The organism is Candidatus Omnitrophota bacterium (genome assembly GCA_028716165.1).
GTDB lineage: Bacteria > Omnitrophota > Gorgyraeia > JABMRG01 > JABMRG01 > JAQUQI01.
Map to the genome: position 1 here is coordinate 204,590 of JAQUQI010000001.1, position 26,067 is coordinate 230,656.

Genomic DNA, 26,067 nt, shown 5'->3' on the forward strand with positions numbered 1-26,067 from the left:
GCGTCAAGATATTTTTCGCTTCCTTGATATCCTTTGCCTTGACGGATTGAAGTAACCCAGCATCAATGACGGAAAATTGCGGCGCAGGCCCATAATTACCTTACGCATGCCCAAAAGTTCTTCCTTTTCCGGAGAAAATCCAATAGACTTGAAATAATAAACCGGGTCTATGTTAAGATTCCTTAGCTGTATCATGTCTATACCCGACGACCTGATAAAAGACAGGAACCCGTCTGATTCATTTCTGGAATCCGTAAACCCGGGTAAGGACAGATAGTTAATTGAGACAAACCCTGAAGCCTGCTTTGCCTTTTTAATTGATTCCATTACATGGCTAAACTTGTAATCCGCCGGCCTGTAATACCTGTCATAATAAAGTTCTTGCACGCTGTTTATACTGACCCTTATACTGTTAAGGCCTGCCCGAAATAATCTCTCCACGGCTTTTGGCTTACTTGCATTTGTATTCAAATTGATAATGCCCTTGCCCGATTTGCTTCTTATTATTCTGATAGCTGCCTCAAGCGTATCGGATACCATTAAAGGCTCTCCCTCACAGCCCTGCCCAAAACTAACAATAGGGTCCTTGACATTACCCATATGGAATAAGGCCACCTCGGCTATTTCATCGGGGCTGGGGACAAATTTTATCCGGGGCTGGGTGATAGAACATCTCTTATCGGGCTGATGGGATATGCACCCTACGCATCTTGAATTGCAATACGGCGATGAAGGAAGAGGCGCTTCGTAACGAGCCAGAAAAAGATTTTTTGCCGCGGGACAGGCATAGCACAGGGCGCACTTTTCAAGATGCCTGAAAAGCCTGTTTTTCGGAAATAATCTCCGGGCATTCCTTATGCCTGATTTGATCTTGGCAATATCCATAAACCGCAAGTCCTGGCGTAATTCCTTATCAACCCTCATGGCGGCAGTGTATAATTTTTCTTTATACAGGCATACGGCGGAATACGAAAAAAGAGGCAGGGGCCTGGCATGTTCCGATTCAACATAACAGCAATTATACGTTATCGTGTAACCGGGCGACAGGAAGGCTGAAACCGCGAAACATGGAAGCCTTTTTTTTGAATACGGGTCCCTTTTCACGGCAATGTATTTTTTTAGGCTTTTATCATATCCTATGGGGGCCCTGTCCGGCATGATAAAAAGCTCGCTGGCAGCGGGAAGCTCAATCAGATCATCCGCTGACAATGGAAAAAATATGCCTGCTTTCATTCCGCATGGGGCAAGGCCTGAAACAGGATATATCCCGCCTTTTCTATCGGCAACAATAAGTTTAAGCTTGTCCATTTTCATATGAGCAAACCGCTCTCCTTAACCCGTCATAAGTTGTTACGCGGGGCAAATACCCCAAATCTTCTTTTATCCTGTCTATGCTGTAAAGCCTGTCTTTGGTAAAATACGAAACCTTATGCCTGATAAAGGGCATAAAAGACAAACCCGCGATAAGAAACCCCGGCAGATACAAAGGCGGTTTCGCTTTAAGGCATTTTGCCGTATATTCAAGGAACTCGGCTATAGTCAAAACTTCTTTATCAGCTACTATATACGTGCCTTCATAAGCTTTTTCATTAACAATGGCCTGAACCATTACGTCTACCACATTGTCAATATAGACAAGTTGTATCCTCGCCGAGCCTGTGCCGATAACCGGTATCAGCCTTTTTTTTACAAGCCTGCATATAAAACGCAAAAGATGGGGTTCATTTTCGCCGTATACCATAACAGGCCTAATTATAGATATTTTAAGGCCTTTCTGCCTGTATAAAAATGCCGCTTTTTCAGCCTCAACTTTTGAACAACCATATCTATTGGTAAATGAATACGGCATATCGTCTTTAAGAGGGGCCGCGCTATTTCCGCTTATAACCGCTATAGAGCTCAAATATACGGCCCTTTTAACGCCTTGGTCAAGGCAGGCCTTAAAAACATTATAACTGCCGTCTTTGTTTACCTTCAAAAGCCTTTTGAGCGGGCCATTACCGACGAGCGCGGCGCAATGAAACACTATATCAGGCTTTTGTTTGCCTAATACATCCTGCACGGACCGGATATCCTCAATATCAATATAAACAGGTTTAACTTTTGATAAAATCCGGCCCAGGCAAGACAGCTTTCGTCCGGCACAAATTACTTCATGCCCTTGCTCAACCAGCCTAGTAGCAAGCCTCTTGCCTATAAAACCCGTTGCTCCTATAACAAGCGCTTTCATAAATTTACCTTAAAGCCTCGGACAGAATCCCCCGCATGCGCCATAGCGTCGCCGGCATTATGCGATGCATATCTTCCTATCCGCTCCAGCATGGCCTTTGCCCGGGCCATTGAATCCAGCGGGTTTTCTCCAATGCAAAATTTACCGGGATAAATATCATAATGGCTCCTAAAAGCCGGCGGAGTAATGTCCGGCATAAAAACATTCGCACCGCATTTGAGAGCCTTTTCAATACCGTCTTTAGCAATCGTGCCGATAGCCGTTGTCGCCGGTATATGGGCGAGCGGCAATGCCAATCTTGCCGCGGCTATAACACGCAATGCCAACTCAAGCCCGCCCGGGACATTATTTCCAAGAGGCGTATTGGGATGAGGTATAAACGGGCCTATTCCTATCATATCAAGGCCGAGTTCCCGCATTAAAAGTATATCATCGCAAAGCGTATCATATGTTTGACCCGGTAAGCCTGTCATGATACCGGATCCTGTCTGAAACCCCAAAGACTTCAGGCGTTTTATGCAGGATATCCTGTTATCATAGCAAGAGGGTTTTAGCTTTTTAAAAAGAGGCCTGTCTGAAGTTTCAAACCTTAAGAGATATCTATCGGAGCCGGCATCCTTGAGACTTTTATATTCGTCAAAATCCAGCTCCCCTAACGACAATGTAATACGGCAATCTGATTCTGATTTTATCCTCTTTATTATAGCGCACAGGTTATCCGTGCCATAGGCCTTGTCCTCGCCCGACTGTAAAAGTATCGTCTTATAACCGTGCCTGATTGCTCCAAGCGCTGTGTCTATTATTTCACCGGCGCTCATCCTGTAGCGCTTGACAAGGCCATTACCTTTCCTTAATCCGCAATACAGGCAGTTGCACGCGCAGTAATTGGAAAACTCTATAATACCTCTTATGTGGACCTCGTTTCCAAAACGCGCCGCCCGCTCGGAGTCTGCCGCGGCAAAAAGAGCGCCGGGGTCATCAGACTTTAACCATCGCAGGATATCTTCTCTTTTTATGTCCGGCATAATCAAAAATAAAGGTCTCTCTCGCCTTTTTTTACCCGCTCATATAATTTGATAAATTCGCAAAACATATCCGGCATCTGTTCTTTTATCTGTTTTATCTCCGATTCTATAACAGGTTCGGATTTTTTCTTTACCTCTTCTGTCGCGAAATCATCAAGCCATTCCCTGAATGTCAATACCGCGTTAAGCTTGCAAAATTTCCCTTCCTGCCCACTGCGCAATAATTCCATAATACACTTGCCTGTCCTGCCGCAGCGATAACCTGCCGTGCAAAAAGAACTTATATACCCCATTGAGGCAAACTCGCCTATTACCTCCTCCAGACTGCCGGTATCGCCAAGGATAAACTGTTCTCTCTTGCCGTCAAGGCAGGCGTCATTGTCCGAGTAAGCGCCGATGCCTATTTTTGTAGAAGCGTCTGTTTGCGTGATACCAAGCGCCAATGCCTGCCGCCTCATCTGCCGCGTTTCGCGCGCGGTAATTATCATGCCTGTATAAGGAACTGCCAGCCTTAAAACAATAATAAGCTTTTTGAAATCATCGTCTGATACTTTATGCCCCAAGGCGCTTATAAAAGGCGTGTTATCGGCAGGCTCAAGTCTGGGAAACGAAATAGTATGAGGGCCGATACCGAAATCCTCCTCAAGGGCCAATGAATGCGCGACAAGGCCCATGACCTCAAATCTCCAATCATAAAGCCCGAACAAGACGCCTATCCCGACATCATCTATACCGGCCTCCTGCGCCCTGTGCATGGTATACAAGCGCCATCCATAATTGTTTTTTATGGTGCCGTGCGGATGGACCGTATTGTAAGTATCGCGGTGATAAGTCTCCTGAAAAACCTGGTATGTGCCTATTCCCGCTTCACGCAACCGGGCCAGCTCTTCCACCCTAAGAGGCGGGGCATTAACATTAACCCGTCTGATATTCCCAAACCCGTTTTTTGTTTTTACCTTTACGTCATATATGGCCTTTATCGTATCTACCATATAGTCTATGCCGCAATCCGGATGTTCACCATAAACGACAACAAGCCTCTTGTGCCCTATTTCTCCGGCAAGCACTTTTACCTCGGATTTGACCTGCTCAAGGCTAAGCAATACCTTTTTTGACCGGTTATTGGAGCTTCGGAAACCGCAATAAAGGCAGTTATTTACACATAGATTGCTAAGATAAAGCGGGGCAAAAGTCACTATCCTGTTATCATACACCTTTTTCTTTATCTCCGCCGCGGCCCGCGCCATCAGCAAGATCAGGTCTTTGTCTTTAACGTTTAACAGGTATGCCGTCTCCTCAAGGCTTAATGACTGTATGCTCATGGACTTGTCTATTATATCGCTTATTCTTTTTTTATCATTACCGTTACACGTATCCAGCTTTGCGAGTATTAAACTCTCATCAATAAAATCCCTGCCTGATTTCAGGTATTTTTCAACCTGGCACAGGGCCGGCCTGTTTTCAGACCACTGCCTCAAATCCTGACCGCAAATATTCATTGTAAAAACTCTTTCCTCTCCGAATATGATACTACTCCGGCGTTAAGGTTAAATGGGGACAATGCCCTGGGTAAAACTCCTTTCACGTATGATATGCACATACCGTAGTTTGTCATGGCAATGTTATGGGCGGCGGCCTGTTCCATCCTTGCCAGCATCTCCCGTCTTGATACCATGCATCCGCCGCATTGTATAATCAGCTTGTATTCTTTCAGATTATCAGGAAAATCCCTGCCGGCACAGGAATCAAAGCGGATATCCTGGCCCGTATAATCTTTTATCCACCACGGTATCTTTACCCTGCCTATGTCATCCTCTATCGGATGGTGGCTGCAACTCTCGGCTATAAGAACCTTATCGCCTGAAACCAGTTTGTCTATAACGCGCGCGGCCCTGGCCATGGCCTGGAGATCGGATTTCATTCTCGCGAATAATATTGAAAATGTGGTGCATTTTATATCGCGCGGGGTCTGGTCAAAAACCTGGCGGACGACTTGAGAATCACAGACCACGATCGCGGGAGGTACCTTTAATCCGCGCAGGGCATTAATATATCCGTCCTCTTTTACGACAAGCGCCATCTGGCCGTTATCCAGGGCGTCTCTTATGGTCTGCACTTGTGGCAATATTATCCGGCCCTTCGGCGCTTCCATGTCTATCGGGACCACCAATACGGCAATGCCTCCTTGCGGCATAAGGTCGCCTATTATAGGAGGAGGTTTTAAAAAATCTACCGGGACTATATCAATAAGGCATTTTTTGAATTCATGTATGGTAGCATTCCGGCGTTTGCTATCAATGCTTGATGAAATAATTATATGCCGCGTATAAGAACCCGCCTTATCAATAAAATCTTTATTGGGCATACCGGTATCGGATTTATTTATTACTATGATAAGAGGGGCATTCTCTTTTTCCGCGCGCCGGGCTATGGATTCCTCATAATCCTGCCATATGCCGGGCTCTATAATTAACGTATATATATCCGCCCTTTTAAATACGGCCTCGGTTTTTTTAAGGCGCAGGGAAGAAAGCGAAGATATATCGTCAATACCGGCAGTATCCATAAAAAGCACGGGCCCTATAGGAAGAAGCTCCATCGTTTTCTCAACAATGTCAGTAGTCGTCCCGGGAACAGGCGAGGTTATGGATACGTCCTGATTGGTTATATAATTAAGAAACGCGGATTTGCCCGTATTGACGCGGCCAAACAGCCCTATCTGAAGGCGGAGGGATTTAGGCGTCTTGAGCATCACGGCCTCCCGCATACGGTTTGCTCAACGATGATTTGACGCTTATGCCCGCGATCTTTCCCAATTTACCCGTCAAGGCGCCTAATTCGTCTGTTGTCGCGTCAACAACCAGAGTTATAACATTAAGGCCCTTTTTGCCGCTGGGCACACCCATTCTCGCTAATATGATATCCCCGTAACCGGAGAGTATCTCATTTACCCTGGGGGCGTTTTTCTTCCTGTCCTCTACTATAATACCAATAAATCCCAGGCGTTTGTCTGTATTTGCCATCGGTGGCGCCTTTTTACGCGTTTGATTCTTAAAATATTTCTTTTAAAAAAATAAACCCCAAAATTACCAAAAATAAGCGGTAAGTTTGGGGAAATATTAAATACATGGTTTCCTTGGCTTTAGATTTTCAATCCTTACCGCAGAACGATTATGTTTAAAGGCCCTTGCCGGAAAGAGCCTTTTACTTTCTATAAAGAGGCCTTGGCAGATAATGAGTGTGTAAAAGCTTGTGTGATTTCTCGCTTAACGGTTTTATCAGAAATTCTTTATACAGTTTGATTATATATGGATTTTCATGCGCGAATCTTAACTTCCTGTCACTGTCATCCTGATACAAGCCCTTGGCCCTTATCACCCTTAACTGGTCAGTGGCTCCGTAGGGTTGGCCGCCGCCGCCTACACACCCGCCCGGACATGCCATAACTTCTATAAAATCATAAGGTATTTCTTTGCCTTTAGCGGATGCTTCATGGACCCTGTCTAATACGCATTCAACATTACCCATGCCATGGGCCACTGCTATCCTGACCCTGGCGCCTTTTATGTCTATCTCGGCCTCCTTTACGCCCAGCAATCCTCTTACAGGCGTAAATTCCACCTCTTTTAAGTTTTCGCCTGTCGCGTAAAAATACGCTGTTCTTATGGCAGCCTCCATAACGCCTCCTGTGGCGCCGAATATCACGCCCGCCCCGGTATAATCGCCGAGCATATGGTCAGGTTCTTCATCGGGGAGGTTTAGGAAATCAATGCCTGCCTGCTTTATCATGCGGGCTAATTCTCTTGTCGTGATAGATATATCAACATCCTGCTGGCCTGATGAAAACATTTCCTTGCTTCTGGCAATCTCGTATTTTTTTGACGTGCACGGCATTACAGAGACCATGAATATCCTGGATGCCTCAATCTTGTTCTTGTCCGCGTAATAGGTCTTTGCCAAAGCGCCCACCATTTCATGGGGGGATTTAGCCGACGAAAAATGTTCTATCATATCGGGATAAAACTTTTCCATAAAATCAACCCACGAAGGACAGCATGTGGTAATAAGCGGAAGCGGGCCTTTCTTATGGACAAACCTGTTTATAAATTCAGACGCCTCCTCTATTACCGTAAGATCAGCGCCGAAACATGTGTCAAAGACAGCCTTAAACCCCATCCTTCTTAAAGCAGTGTAGATCTTGCCAGTCAGGTTCTCCCCCGGCCTGCACCCAAAGGCCTCTCCAAGAGCAACGCGGACAGCAGGGGCTATCTGCACCACGGGGTACTTATCATTATCATAAAGCGCTTTCCAGACCGCGGGCGTCTGATCGTATTCAGCGATGGCCCCGGTAGGGCAATGGGCGGAGCACTGCCCGCATCTTATACAGGGGCTTTCTGCCAGTTCTATGTCCCCTGCCGCCGATATCCTGGTGCTGTGGCCTCTTTCCAGAAAAGAAAGGGCCCACACATCCTGCTGTTTCTGGCATACTTGGACGCATCTTCCGCACAATATGCATTTTTCAGGCACAAGGGTTATTGTCTTTGTTGAATCGTCATTGGGTATCTGCCGCAAAAACTGGGGAAAAGCCGATTCTCTTATGCCGAAGTCCGAAGCGAGCTTCTGCAATTCGCAATTATTGTTTCTTGCGCATTTCAGGCAGTCGTTGGGATGGTTGGAGAGTATAAGCTCTAAGACATTTCTCCTTATGTCCTGCAATTCATCATCATGGGTTATTATGTCCATACCCTCTTCCAGCGGGGTACAGCACGAACGCAGCATCTTATTACTGCCTTTTATTTTTACTATACATATGCCGCAGGCCCCTGTGGCATCAAGATCAGGGTGTTTGCAAAGAGACGGTATATTTATCTGTATTTCTTTGGCCGCGTCAAGTATGCTGGTTCCTTTTTTGACGCTGACCTCAATGTTGTTGATTTTAGCTTTTATCATAATTACTCCTTAATAACGGCGTCAAATTTGCATACCTCAAAACACTTTCCGCATTTTACGCACTTGGCCGCGTCTATAGTATAGCCCTGTTTGGAATCGCCGGTTATGGCCTTGACGGGACAATTTTTCGCGCAGAGCCCGCAGCGCCTGCATTTTTCGGTAATTATGCGATACGTCATAAGTTCGGCGCACTTGCCTGAACGGCATTTTTTAAGCTTTACATGCTCTTCATATTCGTCTCTGAAAAACCTTAAAGTTGACAATACGGGATTGGGGGCGGTTTGGCCCAGGCCGCAGAGTGAAGCGCGTTTTACAGTATTGCATATTCTTTCAAGCTTTACGATATCATCCATTGAGGCCCTGCCGGAGGCAATCTTTTTTAGATACTCAAGCATCTGGTATCCGCCTATACGGCAAGGCGCGCACTTCCCGCATGATTCATCCACGCAAAAACCCAGATAGAATTTGGCAATATCAACCATGCAATCGGTTTCATCCATGACTATCATTCCGCCCGAGCCCATAATAGAGCCGAGCTTTTGCAGATTCTCATAATCTACAGGCGTATCAATGTATTCCACGGGTATCACGCCGCCGGAGGGCCCGCCGGTTTGAACAGCCTTGATCTTTTTATCATCTATTAACCCGCCGCCTATATCATAAACGATCTCTCTTATCGTTATACCCATGGGGACTTCTATTAGCCCTGAATTCTTGACCTTTCCTGTAAGCGCGAATACCTTGGTGCCCTTAGAATTCTGACTGCCTATGGAAGAAAACCACTTGGCCCCTTTCGTGAATATAACAGGCACATTGGCCAATGTCTCCACATTGTTTATAACAGTAGGCCTTGACCACAGACCCCTGACAGACGGATAAGGCGGCCTCGGAGTCGGGACGCCGCGCTTGCCTTCAATTGAGGCGATAAGCGCTGTTTCTTCGCCGCAGACAAAGGCTCCGGCCCCAAGCCGTATCTCAAGTTCAAAGTTGAAATCACTGCCTAATATTCCGTTGCCGACAAGGCCGTATCCTCTGGCCTGTTCTATCGCATTTTGTATCCGCTTAATGGCCAACGGATATTCGGCCCTTATGTAGAAAAAACCCTTGCTCGCGCCTGTCGCGTAGCCGGCTATAAGCATGCCCTCTATTACGGAATGAGGGTCGCCTTCCAATATGCCCCTGTCCATATAAGCCCCGGGGTCTCCTTCGTCGCCATTACATATTACGTATTTTTCATCGGCCTCTATGTCCTTGGCAAAATTCCATTTCATCCACGTAGGAAAGCCTCCGCCGCCTCTGCCGCGCAGGCCGCTGTCCTTAAGCTGTTTTAACACATTGTCCTGGCTTTTGCCCGCTAATACGGCCTTGAGCCCCTGATAACCGTCACGGGCGATATAATCATCTATGCTTTCGGGATCTATGACGCCGCAATTTCTTAATACGACCTTGAGTTGTTTTCCGGATTTATCTTCATATCTGGCCGAGTCAAAGATTTTTTTACCGCATATATGCTGTTCAATAATACTGCGGGCAACGTCTTCATTAACATTCCTATAAATCACCGGCCCTGACCAGGCAGTATTAACTTCAACTACAGGCTCCGCGAAACACAAGCCGTTACATCCTGTCTTCTTAAGACAAACATCAAGGCCTTTTTCATCTATAAGCTTTTTTATCAGGTCAAAAACGGCCGAAGCGCCCGCGGCGATACCGCATGTGCTCATGCCTACCCTTATGCACGTCTTGGGTTCTTTCCTGAATTTATTCCTTATCTGGTCAATATCGTTTTTTATGATTTTTGACATTTAGTTTGGCCTTTATTTTGTTTCCGCGGCGGATTCTTTTACGTAGGCGGAGATTATATTCAACACATCTTCTTTCTTTACCTTGCCGTGTATTTTATTATTTATCATTACAACAGGGGCGAGCCCGCAGCAGCCAAGGCATCTGACTATCTGCAAATGGAATAAACCGTCCTGCGTAGTCTGGCCTTCTTCAATGTCAAGTATGCTCTTAAACTCCTGGAGTATATCGTTGGCGCCTTTCAGATAGCAGGCGGTACCCATGCACAAGGAAATTGTGTATTTACCCGGCGGGTCAAGCTTAAAATAATTGTAAAAAGTTATAACCTCGTATATGCGCGCCAGCGGGACATCAAGCATGCGCGACAATTCAAACGATATTCCTCTTGGGACATACCCATAGTGATTTTGTATTTCATGCAATATCATGACAAGAGAGCCTTTTTTCCCTTTCCATCTTTCGGCCAGGGTATTTATTTCATCTATTATCTCTCTATGCCTTTTACCCGTCTTGCTAATATGGCCTTCTATCAGCTTGAGCAGGGCCTCGGGTTTTATGGGCTTTTCAACAATAGCCCTTACCGGAAGATTTTTGGGATCAGGCTTGAGTTCAACCGGGAAATTAATCTCCTTGTGCGCGCCCGTGATAAGTATTATCGGTATGTTCTTACTGGCGGCATCCTCCGATATGATCTTTGCCGTGTCAAGGCCTTCCGTCTTATAAGACATCATCATATCCAGCAGTATAAGATCAGGCGATTCACTCTTCACCTTCTGCACGCCCTCCGTGCCCTCAAAGGCGTTTATAGTATTATAACCGCTGTTGTTAAGGAGCACTGAAATAGCTTCAACAAAATCCTTATCATCATCAATAATCAAAATAGTATTGCGCATTTTTTAACCTTTTTTTAGCTTAAAAATAAAAGAATTGCCGCCAGTTTTTGGCTCAACCCATATACTGCCGCCGTGAAGCCGTATGATTTCTCTGGTGATAAAAAGGCCGATGCCCGTCCCCTTGACCTTATCCTCGCCTTCATAATGAAGGCGCGAAAACTTTTTGAAAAGCCTGTCCATATCAATAACCGATATGGGTTTGCCTTCATTATACACCTCTATCTCTATATAGCCTTCGGAGACCCTTGAGGAAAGGATTATATTTCCATCCCTTTTGCCATATTTTATCGCGTTTGTCAAGAGATTGTTTGCCGCAATACGCAGAAGGCCCGAATCAGCCGTGACTTTTATATCACCGGCTATATTGTTTTGTATAGTCATTTTCTTATCCTGGGCCTGATGTATAAGCGCCTCAACGGAGGGGTCAAATATTTCCTTTTTTATAAAAAACTCCGTTTTTCTTAATACCATCTCCTGTTTTTCAATCCTGCTCAAATTGAGAAAATTCTTTACTGTCTGCGTAAGATAATCAAGGTTGCGCGAAACAGAGTCAAGCGCCTTTGTCTGCGCTTCATTGATAGGCCCGAGTAATTTATTATTGAGCGAATATACATTCAATATTATAGAAGCCAATATGCCCTTCAGCTCGTGGGACACAAATCCGACGAGATCCAGATAGCTCTTGTTCATCATCTCGCATTCCTGTTTTGAAGACAAAAGGCTTTTTTCCCGTTCCGACAATTTTACGGCCATAGCATTAAACGCGCCCGCAAGCCGGTCAAATTCCTTGATTGAACTATTCTCAACAAGCCTGGACGACAGATCTCCTTGCGATATGCGGCTTGACGCGTCAAGGGCCTTGTATAAAGGGCTCAATATCTTTGAGGCAAGTATATAAGAAGTGAACATCGCCAGAAAAGCCGCTACGGCTATGATGGCCAAAAACATCAGAAACCGTTCAATCATCAAATCATTAAACGGTTTTTCAAGCATCCCCACATATAATATACCTATGGTATCGCCGGTCAAATTTTTTATTGGCCTATACGCGGTAAGATACCAATCAGAGACTACAAAGGCCCTGCCGTTCCAATAACCGTCTTTTCGCATGACCTTATCGTATACTTCTTCGGATACCCTTGTGCCTATAGCGCGTTGGCTTGCAAGGGTCAGGACATTGGTGGTTATCCTGACGTCGTCTTGAAATATCGTAACGGTCCCTACCGGCAGATTATTGTAAAATTCATGGCCGAAGACAACGTCTCTTATATTATCCACAAGGGCAAAATCCCTGTTAATTATCCTCCCGGCATAACGTGCCGCCGATACATTTCCGGCCTCATCCATTACCGGCATGGCGTATTCTATAGCAAGCGCGCTTTCGGAAAAAAGCTTATCGTCGGGCCTGGCCATGGGCGTATATTCTATCTTGGTTTTTACCCTGTCAAGCAATACATTGGAGATGGCCTTCAATTCATCGGCTTCTATAATCCGGCTGCCGCCGCAAAGATTACCTTTAAACGCGGCGCGGACAATATCGCTTTTGACCGCGTCTTTTAAGGATACCGGCACTTCATAGACATAATCAACATCCAATATGCCTTTTACGGATATAAGGCTTTTGGTATCTCGGGTAAGGATAAGGGCTGTTTTTATTTTCTCCAATTCATTGTCATATACTATACGGGCGGCCTCTATTTTTTTGGCGACCTCTTTTTGCGCCCGGGCTACAATATCATGCTGTATAGTATAATAGCCGAGAAAGGCCGTAAGGAGCGCTGTTACAACAATTTGAAGAAACAGCGTGAAAAATATATAAAATTTCAAATTACGGGTTTTCATAAAACCTTTTCCATTCCCGCCTAAAGTACCGCGCGGTATTGCCAGATAGATTTATCGGCGTATTTTATTAATAGAGTTTACGGCAAGCAGGGCATACGTCATAACGCTTGCCCCTCCGACAAGAACGGCCACCATGCACGCCTCTATCATTTCATCCTTGGACCAGCCCGCGTCAAGGCAGTGCTTGACAGCCCTGGGTATGCAAACAGGGCATTTCTGGCTAACGCCGGCAACCAGGAGTAAAAGCCATTTCATTTTTTGGCTTATCCTTCCTTTTCCGGTCATAGCATTCTTGCTTTGAATAAAAGCCTCGTATTGCCCGGGCACAGACTTTTTGACATCATTCATAAGCGCCTGGAATTTCTTCAATATATCATCTGATCCATATTTCATATCACGCCTCTTTTTTATATCGGTTGCCGTATTAGATAAAACAGGCCTTATCAACTGCCGGAGCCGGGCCCGCGCTTTGTTTTTTTGACATTTATCCATTTGCCGCGGGCGGTATAACCTGTATGCAGCAATTTATGGCTAAGATGGCCGCATGGGCCTTCTTTAAAATATTGCTCGTATATTTGTTTGACAACAGGGTTTTCGTGTGATTTTCTTAATACAAGGCTTTCGTCCTCGGCGTAGATTGCCTTTATACGGGCGCCCCTGATATCAGGGCCTGTGGGTATAGGCTGGCCGCCGCCGCCAATGCAACCGCCCGGGCATGCCATTACCTCAATAAAATGATAGTCGTCCAGCTGTCCTTCGCAGAGCATGTCCATGACTTTTTTGGCATTAGCCGTGCCGTGCGCTACCATAACCTTCAGGGTAACGCCTTCTAAAAACTTCCATTGCTCCAGGGTATCTTTGATAATAATCTGCGCTTTTCTTATTCCTTCCACTCCCCTTACAGGCATTACGCGTAAATTTTCAAAAGGCGCCTCGCGGCCTGTAACCAGTTCGTAAGCCGTCCTTATGGCAGCCTCCATTACTCCTCCCGTAGCGCCAAAAACAAGCCCGGCGCCGCTGCCGGTTCCAAGAGGATCGTCAAAATCAGACAGGGGCAAATTCGGCAGGTCTATGCCGCACTCTTTTATCATGCCCGCTAATTCACGCGTCGTAAGGGCATAATCCACGTCTTTATACCCTGAACTGTTCATTTCAGGGCGTTGGCATTCAAATTTTTTCGCTGAACACGGCATCAGCGAAACAGAAACTATATCAGCCGGGTCAATATTATTCCTTTCGGCATACCAGGTCTTGGCTATAGCGCCGAACATCTGCTGAGGGCTTTTGGCTGTTGACAGGTGGCCTAATCTACCGGGATAAAAATGTTCAATAAATTTTACCCATCCCGGCGAGCAGGATGTTATCTGCGGAAGCCTGACACTCTTGTCTTTGCCGGCAATGGCCTTTTTAAGCCTTAAAAGCAGTTCGGTCCCTTCTTCCATTATCGTAAGATCCGCGGTAAAATTGGTATCAAAAACCTTGTCAAAACCTATGCGTTTTATGGCAGTGTTCAGCTTTTTAGTAACACTTGTACCCGGTTTTAGGCCAAATTCCTCGCCGATAGCAGCCCTGGGGCTCGGCGCCGTCTGGATGATAACATGCTTTTTGGCATCTTCAATAGCCTTCCATATTCCTTCAGCAGGGTCTTTGGCCTTTAATGCTCCGGTGGGGCATCTATTGATACACTGGCCGCAGTTAATGCAGACTACATCGTTTAAAGGCATATCCATATAGGTGGATATTTTTGTGCCGGCACCCCTGTGCACAGCCTCCAAAGCTCCTACCTCCTGCAAATCAATACATGTCCTGACACAGCGCCGGCAGAGTATGCATTTATTCATATCGCGCTCAACAGCATAGCTTGACTGGTCTTTATCATATCTCGGGGCCTTGATGTGCCCGAATTTATAAGAAGTAACTCCGTATTCTTTTGCCAATACCTGCAATTCGCAGTTATTGTTACGCGCGCACGAATAACACTCGCCATAATGGTTTCTTAACAATAATTGTATTATATTGCGCCGGGCACGGCGAATACGCGGCGAATATGTCCTTATATTTATCGGGCCGAATATGGGATACGAACAGGATGCCTGTAAAGTCCGCTCATTGTCCACTTCAACAACGCATATCCTGCATACGCCCGCCAGGCAGAGATCATCATGCTGGCAGAGGGTAGGTATCTTTATATTTACCATACGCGCGGCCTCAAGTATGGTAGTGCCCATGGCAACCTTTACGGCTATGCCGTCAATATTAACCGTAATGTCGCCCCCAATAGCGTCTTTTTTTATCTCGCCCGTTTCCTGCCTTCTCTGGCTTACAGGCGCCCTTGATGTCTCACGCGCGAAAGCTTTATTATCAGCCATGAAATTCTTTCTCCTTTTCTACCGCCTTTGACAGCTTATACTCCCGCTTAAAATGGCCGATCGCGGATATGAAAGGCTTGGGGCACGATTGGCCCAGCCCGCATTTTGAGGCTGTCTGCATAGTCTCGGACAAAGACAATAACTCATCCAGATATTTCTTGCTGCAAAGCCCATTTCTTATCATGTTTAAGCCTTCAAGCAGAACGGGAATTCCTTCTCTGCATGGAGTGCATTGGCCGCATGATTCATCCTTGAAAAATCTCAAGAAATTCTCCACGACTTCAAGCATGCGGCGTTCTTTTGAAAAAACTATAAGAGAGCCTCCTGTTGAGAAATCCTCAAAACAGACAGCCCTGCTAAAATGCCTTCTGGCGACAATCTCCCCGGAGGCTCCGGCAGAGACCGCCTTAGCGTTTTCTCCGCCAGCAATTTTTAATATAGACTTTATATCGGAACCAAACTCTACTTCATAGACGCCCGGCCTTTTGCAATCGCCTGATACGCTTAGTAGTTTTGTCCCTGTTGATTTCGCTGTGCCGAAACTCTTAAACCAATCGGCGCCTTTTTCCACAATATGAGCAAAATTACTGAATGTCTCAACATTATTCAATACCGTCGGATAACCGTTATAGCCCGTATTTACCGGAAAAGGCGGCCTGTTTCTCGGCTCGCCGCGGCAGCCCTCAAGCGATTCTATCAATGCTGTTTCTTCGCCGCACACATAAGCGCCAGAGCCAAGTTTTATTTCAATATCAAAATCAAAACCCTGCCTGCCCATAATGGACATGCCCAGGGCGTTTTCTTTTCGCATCCCTTCAAGAACGCCTTCAAGAAAACCCGTAAACGATTTGTATTCGCCGCGAAGGTATAAAAAACCCGTATCAGCGCCGCTTGCAAAAGCGGCAATAGCCATACCCTCAAAGATAAGGCGCGGATATTCCAAAAGCATTACCCTGTCTTTAAAAGTTCCGGGTTCGCCTTCATCCGCGTTACAGACAACATATTTTTTTTCAGAACGCGCGGCAGATACCAGATTAAGCTTTATGCCGGCGGGAAAACCCGCCCCTCCTCTGCCGCGAAGGCCCGAATCCCTTATCCGGCTCAATACACCGGCCCTGCCAAGCTCTATGGCTTTTTTTAACCCCGCGTACGGAATAATTTCGCTGAAGATGACCGCGCCTTTTCTTTTTTCAGGCATAATCTCTCCTTGTTAATGGCTTCTTTGAAAGCCTGCGGACTATATCTTTGACATCTTTTGGCGTAATATTGCCGACCAGTTCACCGTCTATTAAAGCGGCGGGCGCCTGGTCGCACATGCCTATGCATCCGGTCTCTTCAAGAACTATATTTTTATATTTACCCGGGCGGCCTTTTTTTATCTTTAAGGCTTTTTCAAACTCCTTTTGTATCTTCCCACTGCCCGCCATTATATTAGGCATACAATTGCTTATCCGTATCGTATGCCTGGCTTTCGGGCCTGACGTAAGAAAGGCGTAGAAGGTTACCACAGAATACACCTCAACAGGGTGTATCCCGAACCTGTCGGCCGTCTCCTGCATATCCTTATCCGATATATATCCTTTTTTCTGTTGTATGCCTTGCAATACAGGCAATAATTTTGAGCGCGTTTCATCACACACGATAATTTCTTTGCCGTCTTTTACCGTCTTTTTTGTTACAGCGCATTGTTTAACCATAAAACCAGGCCCCCTGTTTATTTTCCTGTGATTGAATTGACCTTATTAATAAGGTCTTCCGGGCTTACAGGTTTTTCAAGAAATCCGGCGCAAGGCAATACTTCATCACAACTGCCATAATCGTATCCGGTAACCTTACTTACGCCGCTAAGCATTATTACGGGCGTTGGCAGGCCTTTGGCCTTAAGCCTGGCCGCCAAAGCTATGCCGTCATCAGCCTCCTGCATCATAATATCAAGAAATATAATATCAAAAGCCTCTTTGTCTATTATCAATTCAGCATCCTTTACATTATGGGCCATGGACACGCTATGCCCTTTTGCCTCAAGCACAGCCTTGCCCGCTTCGGCAAATTCCCTGTCATCATCCACCATTAAAATCCTGGCCATAATACCCTCCTGATTTTCCACCGAAACGATAAACCCAAAATTTATACCCCGTCCCATGTGCCGGAGTTTGAAACCCCGCAGTCAGGATAACTGCCGGCCTTTCCGGCGCGCGATTACAATCACCAATTCAGGCAAAAAAAGTAAGTGTTTCAAGCGCGCGGGAGAGATCCACATCTTCAACCCTGACACCTTCGGGCACATTAAGTTTTACAGGAGCAAAATTCATTATACAGCGTATGCCTGATCCGATTATCTTGTCGGCAACCGCCTGCGCCGCGCGGGCAGGCGTTGTTATTATCGCTATGGATATACGTTTTGCCGCGGCAATATCAGCCATCTTTTCCATAGGCTCAATAGTAATACCGGCTATGGTCTTTCCTATTTTTTTCGGGTTTATATCAAATACCGCGACAATATTCAACCCGTCTTTGGCAAAGCCCGGATATATCATTAATGCGGAACCCAATCTGCCGGCACCCGCAATGCATATGTTCCAATCCTGGTCTTTTCTTAATATGGATTCAAGGGCCTTTCTTAACTCATTGGTATTGTACCCTGCTCCGCTTATGCCAAAGGAGCCGAAAAAACCCAGATCTTTCCTCACCTGGGCATCGCTTAGATTAAGCCTTGCGCCTATAGTAGATGACGACACCTTGCCTATATTAAGCTCGGATAAGGCCTTGACTTCTCTTAAGTAAGCGAATAACCTTGATATGGTCCCTGTGGGAATTTTTTTTTCTTTCATAAAGCAATCACTTATCTTAAATCTGTAATTAATTTCACAGATACTGTGCTTTTTTTCACGAATAGGTTTTTATATTAACTCATTTTTTAAGCTGTGTCAAGAATAAAATCAAACCAGGCAATCCATGCAAAACCATCACAAATAGATAATGCGGGCGATTACTTAAAGATAAAACCTGTCTCGCGCGACCAAAACAAAAGATCTAATTCGTCAAGCGGTATATGAACGGTTTCGGAAAACCGCCTCATTCGGCCTTCCAGAAATAAATAGGTTTTTTTACTGATGGAGCGGGGAATTTCTTTTATAATATTTAATCTCTTTAAATTCTTAAGGATATGGGTATCAAGTATAGCCAGGTCCCGGCCAAGGCCGACATTGCGCAAAAAATGGCTTGCCTCCTTATACCCTATCCCCTTAATATTGGAAACCAGCCACTGCCTTGCCTCGCGGGGATTAGCGGCATTAAAAATATTTTTAAAACCACTGCCGGATTTTTTTACAAAAACATTCCTTGCCAGAGTAAGATATAAAGCCTTATTGTTGTGAAACCTTACAATGCCATTTATATTAGCGGCTATCCGGACCCTGCTTCCGGTAAATAAGAGGCCTTTTGCTTTCAGTTTCTTAACAGCCCGCGCCCCGTTTAATGCCTTTGAGCCCGGGGTAAAAATACAAAACGCGAGCTCTTCAAATGCCTGTTTCGGCGTAAGAGGCAAAGGCCTCTTAAAAGACTTTAGCCTCGCGGTAATGCCTGCTTTTTTAATCTTATACTCATATAGAAGGTTTTTAATATTGGCACAAGACATGATAAAGAAGTTATTTTATAGGCTAAAACGGCTCACGATATAACGAAAAGCGGACAGCGCCGCCTTGGCGCCTTCGCCGGCGGCAACTATTATCTGTTTTTCAGGCACATTGGTTACGTCTCCCGCGGCGAATAACCCCTCTTCGCTTGTCCGGCAAAGACAGTCTATCTCTATTTCGCCCTCGGAGTTTTTCTTTATATTTTCCATAAAACCGGAATTAGGCGTAAGCCCGATTTCAATAAATACGCCTTCAAGAGGCAAATGCTCCGCGCCATGCGGCAATGTTATGTCCAGGCCTGTTACGAATTTATTGCCGGTTATAGCGCGCACAACAGCTCTGTTATATACCTTAACATTTCCGGCTTTTTCAAGCGCCTTTTGCAAAATAGCGTCTCCGGAAAGCAATTCATCATTATTAATAATGCTGACAAAGCCTGCGATCTTTGAAAGCGCTATGGCCGCGGTAATAGCGGAATTTCCGCCGCCTACGACACAAACCCTTTTGCCGGCAAAAATTGGCCCGTCGCAGGTAGCGCAATAAGCAACGCCTTTATTCCGGAACTCTTCTTCACCAGGCACATCAAGCCTTTTGGGGGTCTTTCCCGAGGCGGCTATCACGGCCCTGGCATTATAAGAACCTTTTATGGTCTTTACGGTAAAAATACCGCCTTCTTTGGCAAGAGATTGAACAGTCTCGTCTTCTCTGGCGTCTATACCATAAAGCTTTATGTGTTTTCTAAACTTATCCGATAATTCGGCCCCTGTTATTATATTATATCCTGTGTAATTCTCTATATCCGAGGCCCACAATGCCTGGCCGCCTATATCCTTGCCCAGCACCAAAAGCTTCATCCCCTTGCGGGCCGCGTATATGGCCGCCGTTATCCCGGCAGGGCCGGCGCCGATTATTATCAGATCATATGTGGTCATATGCCTAATTTACTGCTTATCGCGGCTTTGTCAAAACCTATTATAATATCGCCGTCTATATCCACGACAGGCACCCCCATTTGAGAACTTTTTTCAATCATCTCATCCGCCCTAGCAGGGTCTGATGCCACGTCTATATCATCAAAAACTATATTATTCTCTTTTAAGAATGCCTTAAGCCTCAAACAATGAGGGCAGGTATTAGTGCTGTATACCATTATTTTTTGCGCCATATAAACCTCCCTTGGATAAATTTTCCCTTATACCCCATATTAATCTTACATGACTTTTTTCCTGGTCTATTATCATCTCTATAACAGGCTTGTCTTTATCGGGTAATATCTTTTTCATCTGTTCGTAAATCAGTATAGAGTCTTTCTCAATGCCAAGGCTGAAATCAACCGCGTCTTTTACCGTGTCTATATCTGAAACCCTTTTTCTAAAATCATCGTCTGATTTAAACAGATAACCGCCGGCCACGGCATTAAGATAATAAAGGTATTCCTGTCCATACGCCTGGCACGGCTGATAACCGCCTATTGAAGATAGTATGGCCAAAAAATCCTTCTCGTGTTTTTTCTCTTCTTCGGCCATATCGTTAAAAAACCGGGCGATAGCCTTGTCTTTGCATTTTTTGGCAAAGCCTGAATAAAATTGGGCGCCGTTTTTTTCAATCTCAACAGCTACTTCAATAATATCGCTTACCGAATATCTCTCGTCCATATCAATTCCCCGTTTTTTCCATAGGCTGGCCGCAGCATACAAGCTCTCCGCCGCCTACGCTGGTTACTGTAACTTCATTACCGCATATATTGCATACATAGTGTTCGCCGACATTTTCAACCGCCATAACCCCTCCTTTGGCCGAACGGCCTTTCCAAGATACAATATTATTTTCTAAGCATATCGGCAAGGCTTTAACCCGCGCCTGACTGTCTTTAAATATCAGTATTTAACGGCCCTTAAAACAGCCTTTAAAGCGTCGGATGATTCCTTCAGCTTTTTTTGTTCAATATCCGATAATTCCAGCCGAAGAATTTTCTTTATGCCTGACTTGTTTACCACGCAGGGCAGGCTCAAGCAGATATCTTTTATTCCGTAATAATCGTCAATAAGAGCCGATACCGGCAGAACGGAATTCTCATCCCTTATCATTGCCTCAACGATCCTGACCAGAGCAAGCGCGACGGCATAGCATGTCGCCCCTTTCGCGTTTATTATTTCATACGCGGCGTTTTTGACCTGATTAAAGATACCGTCAAGTTCTTTGCCGTAATCGCATTTCGCCTTGCACAGGGGACAGTATTCCTTCAAGACCATGCCCGCGATATTAGCATGGCTCCACAGCGGTAATTCAGTATCTCCGTGTTCACCCACAATATAGGCATGGACATTTCTGGCGTCTATATTGCAGTGCCTGCCTATAAGAAATCTTAACCGCGAGCTGTCTAAAACCGTGCCCGAGCCGATAACTCTGGACGGGTCAAACCCGGATATCTTATAGGTAATATAGGTAAGAATATCAACCGGATTTGTCACAATAAGAAGGAGCGCGTCCTGGGCGTATTTTATGACTTGAGGTATGATTTCGGCAAATATACGCGCATTGGCCTGGACAAGGTCTATCCTGGTCTGATTGGGTTTCTGCCTTGCGCCCGCTGTAATAACAACAATATCAGCTCCCCGGCAGGCTTCATAACCGCTGTGATATATAAGGACAGGCTTTATAAAACTCGCCCCATGGTTTAAATCCATGGATTCGCCCCGTGAAAGATCGTTATTATTGTCAATAAGCGCTATTTCACGGGCAATACCGTTAATGCTTAAGGCAAAAGCGAATGCCGAACCGACATTACCGCAGCCTACTATAGCTATTTTTGGCCTCAACGCCTTCACGTAAACTCCTCCTTAAAAAAAATTCAATCCACAATTTCCTTGAGCTGTAAAATATCATCTATTATAAAATCCGGCGCGGAGCGTTCTATATCGTCTCTTTTTCCTATGCCGTATGTTACCGCGCATGTCTTTATGCCGGAAGCTTTTCCGGCTAAAACATCAATATCCATATCTCCCACCATAAGAACGCGGCGCTTGTCATTAACGCTTGTTTTTTTAAACAGCCTGTCAAATTGGCATCTGCTCGGCTTAAGGCAGCTCGTATTATCATCACCGATAATATTGTTAAAATAACGCTCAATACCCAGCTTACGCAGTATCAGTAATGAAGAGTTGTGATTCCGGTTGGTCACAACGGCCTTCTCCTTGTTGCAAAAAAAATCAAGCATTTCCAGCACGCCGGGATAAAGATAAGCGTTATCTGCCGGATGCTTCTGATAATACTGCCTGTATATTTCAAAGGCGCGGTCTTTCAGGCTGGCGAAATCTTTGCCTAAACAGGCCCTGATAAGCTCATTGATGCCGTTTCCTACGCAGGAAATTACCTCGTCAAAAGACTTTTCTTTAAGCCCAAGCCGGACAAGCATATGGTTGACAGCTTCTACTATATCCTGCCGCGAATCAACTAAGGTTCCGTCCAGATCAAATATAATCATTTTAATATTTGCCATGATAAACCGGGTATCCGTTATTTTTTAATGCAGAGCTTTTTCAATAACCCGTAAAGCCCTCTTTTATCAGGCGCTCTTTCGGAAAAGACATATTGTCAATAAGCATCCGGTCCAGGACAGATACCATTGCCGGCGGGCCGCACAGGTAAAAAACCCTTTCGGCATAATCAGGCACCTCTTCTCGTATCATATCGCTGTTTATAAAACCCGTCCTGCCTTTCCACCCGTCAAGGTCTTTGGCCTGGGCAGAAGTAAGAGTATATATTATCTTCAGGTTCTTTACGCTCTGCGCCATGGCATCAAGGTCTTTTTTAAATATAATATCTTTTTTGGTATTATTTCCGTAGAAAAGGGCGATATCCGAGGATATGCCCTTATCTGCGATATATTTGAGTATGCTCCTGATAGGGGTTATGCCGATACCTCCCGAAAGAAAGGCCGCCTTGCCAGGAATACCCTCATAGATAAAATTACCCAGCGGCCCTTTTATCCTGGCAGTATCGCCCGGTTTAAGAACAGCCAGCGCTTTTGAAAAATCACTGTCTGTAAGGCGTTTTGTAAATTCAATATAACCTGTTTCAGTCGGGGAATTTGAAAAAGAAAAGTGCTTGACCGCCTCCCTGCCGTTTACAATAATACCTACAAAAAAGAATTGCCCCGGCCTGAACGCGAATTCCCCGGAAAAGGCAAACCTGAAACTCTTCACCCCGGGCGCCCTATCTATCACATCAATAACACGAGTATCAAAAGATATCATATACTATGTCCGGGCTTCATTAAACCAGGCACCGTGTATATTGCATAAAGCCACTACCTCTACCTTTGCCCCCGGCCTTTTGAGGTGCAGGCAGGCGGCGGGGTTGGGTATCTCCGGCATGAAATGCACGCGTGAAACAAATTTCTTATCCACATAAAAATCAATATGAATAATATAATGAGCGGCTTCCATCGGGTGTTGAACCTGGCCCAGCCTGGCATGTATATCCAGGCATCCTTCGGGAACAAGGCCGCATTTCTTTTCCACGGCAATCACGGGTATATGCTTTTTTTCAAGCTCTGCCTGGCCGGGCGTTTCTCCTGATGAACGCATAGCAGACATATCTTCTGTAAACGCTGCCTTAGCGGCGCCGCATACGGGGCATTTTTCGGGCGCCGAGTCAAAAGCTATATACTTGCAAACCTTGCAGACATGCCCTTTCATTTTTTACCTCCAGCTTTTTTAAGTCTATCCTTTTCTCACCGTATGGATAAAAATTACCGCGTCTTGCGGCATATTAATAATTTTCGCAAAGCAGCTCATAATACGCCTGGGGGTGCAGGCAGGCGGGGCATTTATCCGGCGCCTCTTTGCCCTCATGCACATAACCGCAGTTACGGCATTTCCATCTGACCGTATTGGGCTTGCGGAAAACCGTATTTTCTTTCACGTTTTTAAGCAGTTTGCGGTATCTTTTTTCATGCTCTTCCTCAACCTCCGCTATCTCTTTAAACTGGTCGGCTATCTCTCCAAATCCTTCTTTGCGCGCCGTTGCTTCAGCATCCTTGTAAAGTTTTGTCCATTCCTCGTTTTCGCCGTCCGCGGCGGCCGTAAGATTCTGGACAGTATCCCCGATAATCCCTGCCGGATATACGGCCTGTATCCGGACATCGCCGCCTTCCAAATATTTAAAAAATCTTTTGGCGTGCTCTTTCTCGTTTTCAGCCGTTTCCAGGAATATGGCCGCTATCTGTTCATAGCCGGCTTTTTTCGCTATGCCGGCAAAATACGTATAACGGTTTCTGGCCTGCGATTCTCCGGCAAATGAAGCCAATAGGTTTTTTTCAGTTTCCGTGCCCTTAACGCTTTTCATATTAGTTCTCCTTTCTTTTTATACCTTGTTTTAAAATATCACGCGGAGTAAGGTCAACGATCTTTTCCACGCGCATATATATTATATATTCCGGTTCAGGCAAAATGGCTTCAGGGTGGCTGCTGTGCCCCCTGTCTCCTTTTATATTCCTTATCAGTCTGCCGGACAACCTTGAGGTTATCTTCCTGTTCCAGGCCAAAAGCATATCCTGCTGTATGTCCTCTTTATCCACTATCCTGGCCCGGCCTTTTAAAGAATATCCGATAAACTTATGCTCATCAACAGCCGTAAGGCTGATAACCGGGTTCCTCTTTAAGTTCTTATAGGTTGACTGTTTATAGAGATCTAAAAGTTGTATATATCCGCGCGGGTCAATGGTAACTATGCCTTTACAGGAATTATGCGCATAACCATCCCTGCCGATGGTAGATACCACGGTGTAATTCTGTTTATTCAAAAAATGGATAATATCATCGCTTATGCGCATAAAGCCTCTTTTAATTTAAAACAGGTCTGATAAAATCAAAATACGCGGCTAAAATAACAGCAAGGGCTGAAAAGAAAAATATGAAAAAATAATTAATAGTATCTTTTTTAGAAGATAATTTACATATAATAGAGGCCAGTATATCATAGTCATGGCCCGACAGCGGCTCTTTTGAAAACAGCTTATCTGCCATTCTCGTCTTGGACAGCTCTTTTTGCATAAGCTTGTCGTATTGAAATTTATAGGCAAAAAATATAAAAAACCCGATAATGCTAATATACCAGAAAATCTTTGCCAAAAGCGGGTTTGTATCCATAATCAAATTTACCGCCCGCATGGTTATAACCGATACAAAACCGATAAAAAACAATATCCACGACACAAAAGGCTCTCTGCACTTCTTCAGCCTGATGCAATCACCGCATATCAATTGGCCTCTATCTTTCATGCCCTTATCCCTTAAACCGACACGACCCGGCTGACCGCGGGTATCTGCTTCTTCAGTTGGCTCTCAATGCCCTGCTTCAACGTCATCTGGCTCATAGGGCATCCGGCGCAGGCGCCCTTTAATCTTACCTTTACCGTCCCATCGTCGCTGACGCTGACAAGTTCCACATCCCCGCCATCAGCCTGCAGTGCCGGCCTGATTTTGTTAATAGCCTCTCTAACATTATTTTCAAGCATATGCATTCTCCCTTTATAAGCGTAAACGCCTGGATTAGTATAGACAATCGTTAATTATTACGCGGACCGCAAAAAGCATGATAAAAAGCGGGCCTTTTAGAGTCATGCCCAGGACCTCATACTGCAGCCTTCTTTACAATGGGCAACAGCCCTTAACATCCACTTTTTTGTAAACATCATATCACCTCCTCTACTTATAATGCCTGCCGGAATATTCTTCCAGAAGGCTTATAACACGGTCTTTGCACTTGCCGCATACAGTGCCTGATTTTGTTTTTTCCTGCAAGGCTGAATATGTACGCGCTCCTTCCTTAACTGCATTTTCTATTTCTTTATCCGTAACATTCATACACTGGCATATTATTTGCTCATTATTTCTTTTAATCTTATTAGGCATGCCTTTTCTTTTATAATAATCATCTATCGCCGCGCGAAGGGCCTTGTCTCCGAGAACAGAGCAATGTATCTTGTGTTCAGGCAGGCCGCCAAGCTCGGCCGCGATATCTTTGGGCGATATATTATACGCGTCCTCAACCTTCATGCCTTTTACTTTTTCCGATAAAATGGACGTGGAAGCTATGGCGCTGGCACAGCCAAATGTTTTCCACTTGCAATCAGTGATAATGCCTCTCTTATCAACTTTTATTGCCATCATCATCTGATCGCCGCATTTTATATTGCCGACAATGCCTTTGCCGTCTTCCTTATACGAGGCCTCGTCTGATAACACATTCCTTGGATTGGCAAAATGATCTTTTACGATATCCGTATAGACCCACTCCACTGGTTTATCCATATAA

At 45.2% G+C, this 26,067-nt stretch carries 30 protein-coding genes; all 30 read right to left on the reverse strand.

Features of this window, described 5'->3' with window-relative positions:
- Positions 1 to 3: 3 nt before the first annotated feature.
- Positions 4 to 1,314, reverse strand: coding sequence for a radical SAM protein (locus PHV77_00940; protein ID MDD5503866.1), 1,311 nt, complete (start codon positions 1,312 to 1,314; stop codon positions 4 to 6).
- Positions 1,295 to 2,230 (reverse strand): NAD(P)-dependent oxidoreductase, encoded by a 936-nt coding sequence (locus tag PHV77_00945; GenBank protein ID MDD5503867.1) that lies wholly within the window; start codon positions 2,228 to 2,230, stop codon positions 1,295 to 1,297. The genes PHV77_00940 and PHV77_00945 overlap by 20 nt, the downstream gene beginning before the upstream one ends.
- A complete protein-coding gene (gene hydE / locus PHV77_00950) occupies positions 2,227 to 3,255 on the reverse strand; it encodes a [FeFe] hydrogenase H-cluster radical SAM maturase HydE (GenBank protein ID MDD5503868.1) in 1,029 nt (342 codons plus the stop codon). The genes PHV77_00945 and hydE overlap by 4 nt, the downstream gene beginning before the upstream one ends.
- Positions 3,256 to 3,257: 2 nt before the next feature.
- On the reverse strand, positions 3,258 to 4,754 hold the full coding sequence (gene hydG / locus PHV77_00955) for a [FeFe] hydrogenase H-cluster radical SAM maturase HydG (protein MDD5503869.1): 1,497 nt from the start codon (positions 4,752 to 4,754) through the stop codon (positions 3,258 to 3,260).
- A complete protein-coding gene (hydF, locus tag PHV77_00960; protein MDD5503870.1) occupies positions 4,751 to 6,007 on the reverse strand; it encodes a [FeFe] hydrogenase H-cluster maturation GTPase HydF in 1,257 nt (418 codons plus the stop codon). The genes hydG and hydF overlap by 4 nt, the downstream gene beginning before the upstream one ends.
- Positions 5,991 to 6,278, reverse strand: a complete 288-nt coding sequence (locus PHV77_00965) for an iron-only hydrogenase system regulator (protein MDD5503871.1) — start codon at positions 6,276 to 6,278, stop codon at positions 5,991 to 5,993. The genes hydF and PHV77_00965 overlap by 17 nt, the downstream gene beginning before the upstream one ends.
- A gap of 181 nt (positions 6,279 to 6,459) precedes the next feature.
- Positions 6,460 to 8,205, reverse strand: coding sequence for an NADH-dependent [FeFe] hydrogenase, group A6 (locus PHV77_00970; protein MDD5503872.1), 1,746 nt, complete (start codon positions 8,203 to 8,205; stop codon positions 6,460 to 6,462).
- A gap of 2 nt (positions 8,206 to 8,207) precedes the next feature.
- Positions 8,208 to 9,929 (reverse strand): NADH-quinone oxidoreductase subunit NuoF, encoded by a 1,722-nt coding sequence (locus tag PHV77_00975; GenBank protein MDD5503873.1) that lies wholly within the window; start codon positions 9,927 to 9,929, stop codon positions 8,208 to 8,210.
- A 93-nt stretch (positions 9,930 to 10,022) separates the two neighbouring features.
- Positions 10,023 to 10,901 (reverse strand): NAD(P)H-dependent oxidoreductase subunit E, encoded by an 879-nt coding sequence (locus PHV77_00980; GenBank protein ID MDD5503874.1) that lies wholly within the window; start codon positions 10,899 to 10,901, stop codon positions 10,023 to 10,025.
- A 3-nt stretch (positions 10,902 to 10,904) separates the two neighbouring features.
- Positions 10,905 to 12,743: a cache domain-containing protein gene (locus PHV77_00985; protein ID MDD5503875.1), complete on the reverse strand. Its 1,839-nt coding sequence runs from the start codon at positions 12,741 to 12,743 to the stop codon at positions 10,905 to 10,907.
- Positions 12,744 to 12,794: 51 nt separating this feature from the next.
- On the reverse strand, positions 12,795 to 13,136 hold the full coding sequence (locus PHV77_00990) for a carboxymuconolactone decarboxylase family protein (protein ID MDD5503876.1): 342 nt from the start codon (positions 13,134 to 13,136) through the stop codon (positions 12,795 to 12,797).
- 50 nt (positions 13,137 to 13,186) lie between these two features.
- The gene (locus PHV77_00995; GenBank protein MDD5503877.1) at positions 13,187 to 15,112 is read right to left on the reverse strand and encodes an NADH-dependent [FeFe] hydrogenase, group A6; all 1,926 of its coding nucleotides are present in this window, start codon (positions 15,110 to 15,112) and stop codon (positions 13,187 to 13,189) included.
- Positions 15,105 to 16,310, reverse strand: coding sequence for an NADH-ubiquinone oxidoreductase-F iron-sulfur binding region domain-containing protein (locus PHV77_01000; GenBank protein ID MDD5503878.1), 1,206 nt, complete (start codon positions 16,308 to 16,310; stop codon positions 15,105 to 15,107). The genes PHV77_00995 and PHV77_01000 overlap by 8 nt, the downstream gene beginning before the upstream one ends.
- Positions 16,303 to 16,809 (reverse strand): NAD(P)H-dependent oxidoreductase subunit E, encoded by a 507-nt coding sequence (locus PHV77_01005; protein ID MDD5503879.1) that lies wholly within the window; start codon positions 16,807 to 16,809, stop codon positions 16,303 to 16,305. The genes PHV77_01000 and PHV77_01005 overlap by 8 nt, the downstream gene beginning before the upstream one ends.
- Positions 16,810 to 16,826: 17 nt before the next feature.
- The gene (locus PHV77_01010; protein MDD5503880.1) at positions 16,827 to 17,198 is read right to left on the reverse strand and encodes a response regulator; all 372 of its coding nucleotides are present in this window, start codon (positions 17,196 to 17,198) and stop codon (positions 16,827 to 16,829) included.
- A gap of 127 nt (positions 17,199 to 17,325) precedes the next feature.
- Positions 17,326 to 17,943 carry a redox-sensing transcriptional repressor Rex gene (locus tag PHV77_01015; GenBank protein ID MDD5503881.1) on the reverse strand — a complete coding sequence of 206 codons (618 nt, stop codon included), beginning with the start codon at positions 17,941 to 17,943 and terminating at the stop codon, positions 17,326 to 17,328.
- Between the two features lie 158 nt (positions 17,944 to 18,101).
- The gene (locus PHV77_01020; GenBank protein ID MDD5503882.1) at positions 18,102 to 18,749 is read right to left on the reverse strand and encodes an N-glycosylase/DNA lyase; all 648 of its coding nucleotides are present in this window, start codon (positions 18,747 to 18,749) and stop codon (positions 18,102 to 18,104) included.
- A 15-nt stretch (positions 18,750 to 18,764) separates the two neighbouring features.
- Positions 18,765 to 19,679, reverse strand: a complete 915-nt coding sequence (locus PHV77_01025) for an FAD-dependent oxidoreductase (GenBank protein MDD5503883.1) — start codon at positions 19,677 to 19,679, stop codon at positions 18,765 to 18,767.
- Positions 19,676 to 19,912, reverse strand: coding sequence for a glutaredoxin domain-containing protein (locus tag PHV77_01030; GenBank protein MDD5503884.1), 237 nt, complete (start codon positions 19,910 to 19,912; stop codon positions 19,676 to 19,678). Before PHV77_01030 ends, PHV77_01025 begins: the two co-directional genes overlap by 4 nt.
- Complete coding sequence (locus PHV77_01035; GenBank protein ID MDD5503885.1) at positions 19,881 to 20,402, reverse strand: ferritin family protein; 522 nt, start codon at positions 20,400 to 20,402, stop codon at positions 19,881 to 19,883. Before PHV77_01035 ends, PHV77_01030 begins: the two co-directional genes overlap by 32 nt.
- A 1-nt stretch (position 20,403) precedes the next feature.
- Positions 20,404 to 20,529, reverse strand: a complete 126-nt coding sequence (locus PHV77_01040) for a desulfoferrodoxin FeS4 iron-binding domain-containing protein (GenBank protein ID MDD5503886.1) — start codon at positions 20,527 to 20,529, stop codon at positions 20,404 to 20,406.
- 95 nt (positions 20,530 to 20,624) lie between these two features.
- Entirely contained in the window at positions 20,625 to 21,575 is a 951-nt protein-coding gene (locus PHV77_01045; protein MDD5503887.1) for an L-lactate dehydrogenase, read from the reverse strand.
- 23 nt (positions 21,576 to 21,598) lie between these two features.
- Entirely contained in the window at positions 21,599 to 22,246 is a 648-nt protein-coding gene (locus tag PHV77_01050) for an HAD-IA family hydrolase (GenBank protein ID MDD5503888.1), read from the reverse strand.
- Positions 22,247 to 22,286: 40 nt separating this feature from the next.
- Positions 22,287 to 23,003 (reverse strand): FAD-binding oxidoreductase, encoded by a 717-nt coding sequence (locus PHV77_01055; GenBank protein ID MDD5503889.1) that lies wholly within the window; start codon positions 23,001 to 23,003, stop codon positions 22,287 to 22,289.
- Between the two features lie 3 nt (positions 23,004 to 23,006).
- A complete protein-coding gene (locus PHV77_01060) occupies positions 23,007 to 23,447 on the reverse strand; it encodes a desulfoferrodoxin family protein (GenBank protein ID MDD5503890.1) in 441 nt (146 codons plus the stop codon).
- Positions 23,448 to 23,520: 73 nt separating this feature from the next.
- Positions 23,521 to 24,096, reverse strand: a complete 576-nt coding sequence (locus PHV77_01065; protein MDD5503891.1) for a rubrerythrin family protein — start codon at positions 24,094 to 24,096, stop codon at positions 23,521 to 23,523.
- A gap of 1 nt (position 24,097) precedes the next feature.
- Positions 24,098 to 24,583, reverse strand: a complete 486-nt coding sequence (locus PHV77_01070; GenBank protein ID MDD5503892.1) for a pyridoxamine 5'-phosphate oxidase family protein — start codon at positions 24,581 to 24,583, stop codon at positions 24,098 to 24,100.
- Positions 24,584 to 24,593: 10 nt separating this feature from the next.
- Positions 24,594 to 25,031 carry a hypothetical protein gene (locus PHV77_01075; GenBank protein ID MDD5503893.1) on the reverse strand — a complete coding sequence of 146 codons (438 nt, stop codon included), beginning with the start codon at positions 25,029 to 25,031 and terminating at the stop codon, positions 24,594 to 24,596.
- A gap of 11 nt (positions 25,032 to 25,042) precedes the next feature.
- The gene (locus tag PHV77_01080; protein ID MDD5503894.1) at positions 25,043 to 25,267 is read right to left on the reverse strand and encodes a NifU family protein; all 225 of its coding nucleotides are present in this window, start codon (positions 25,265 to 25,267) and stop codon (positions 25,043 to 25,045) included.
- Between the two features lie 190 nt (positions 25,268 to 25,457).
- Positions 25,458 to 26,063, reverse strand: a complete 606-nt coding sequence (locus tag PHV77_01085) for an iron-sulfur cluster assembly scaffold protein (protein ID MDD5503895.1) — start codon at positions 26,061 to 26,063, stop codon at positions 25,458 to 25,460.
- Positions 26,064 to 26,067: the final 4 nt, after the last annotated feature.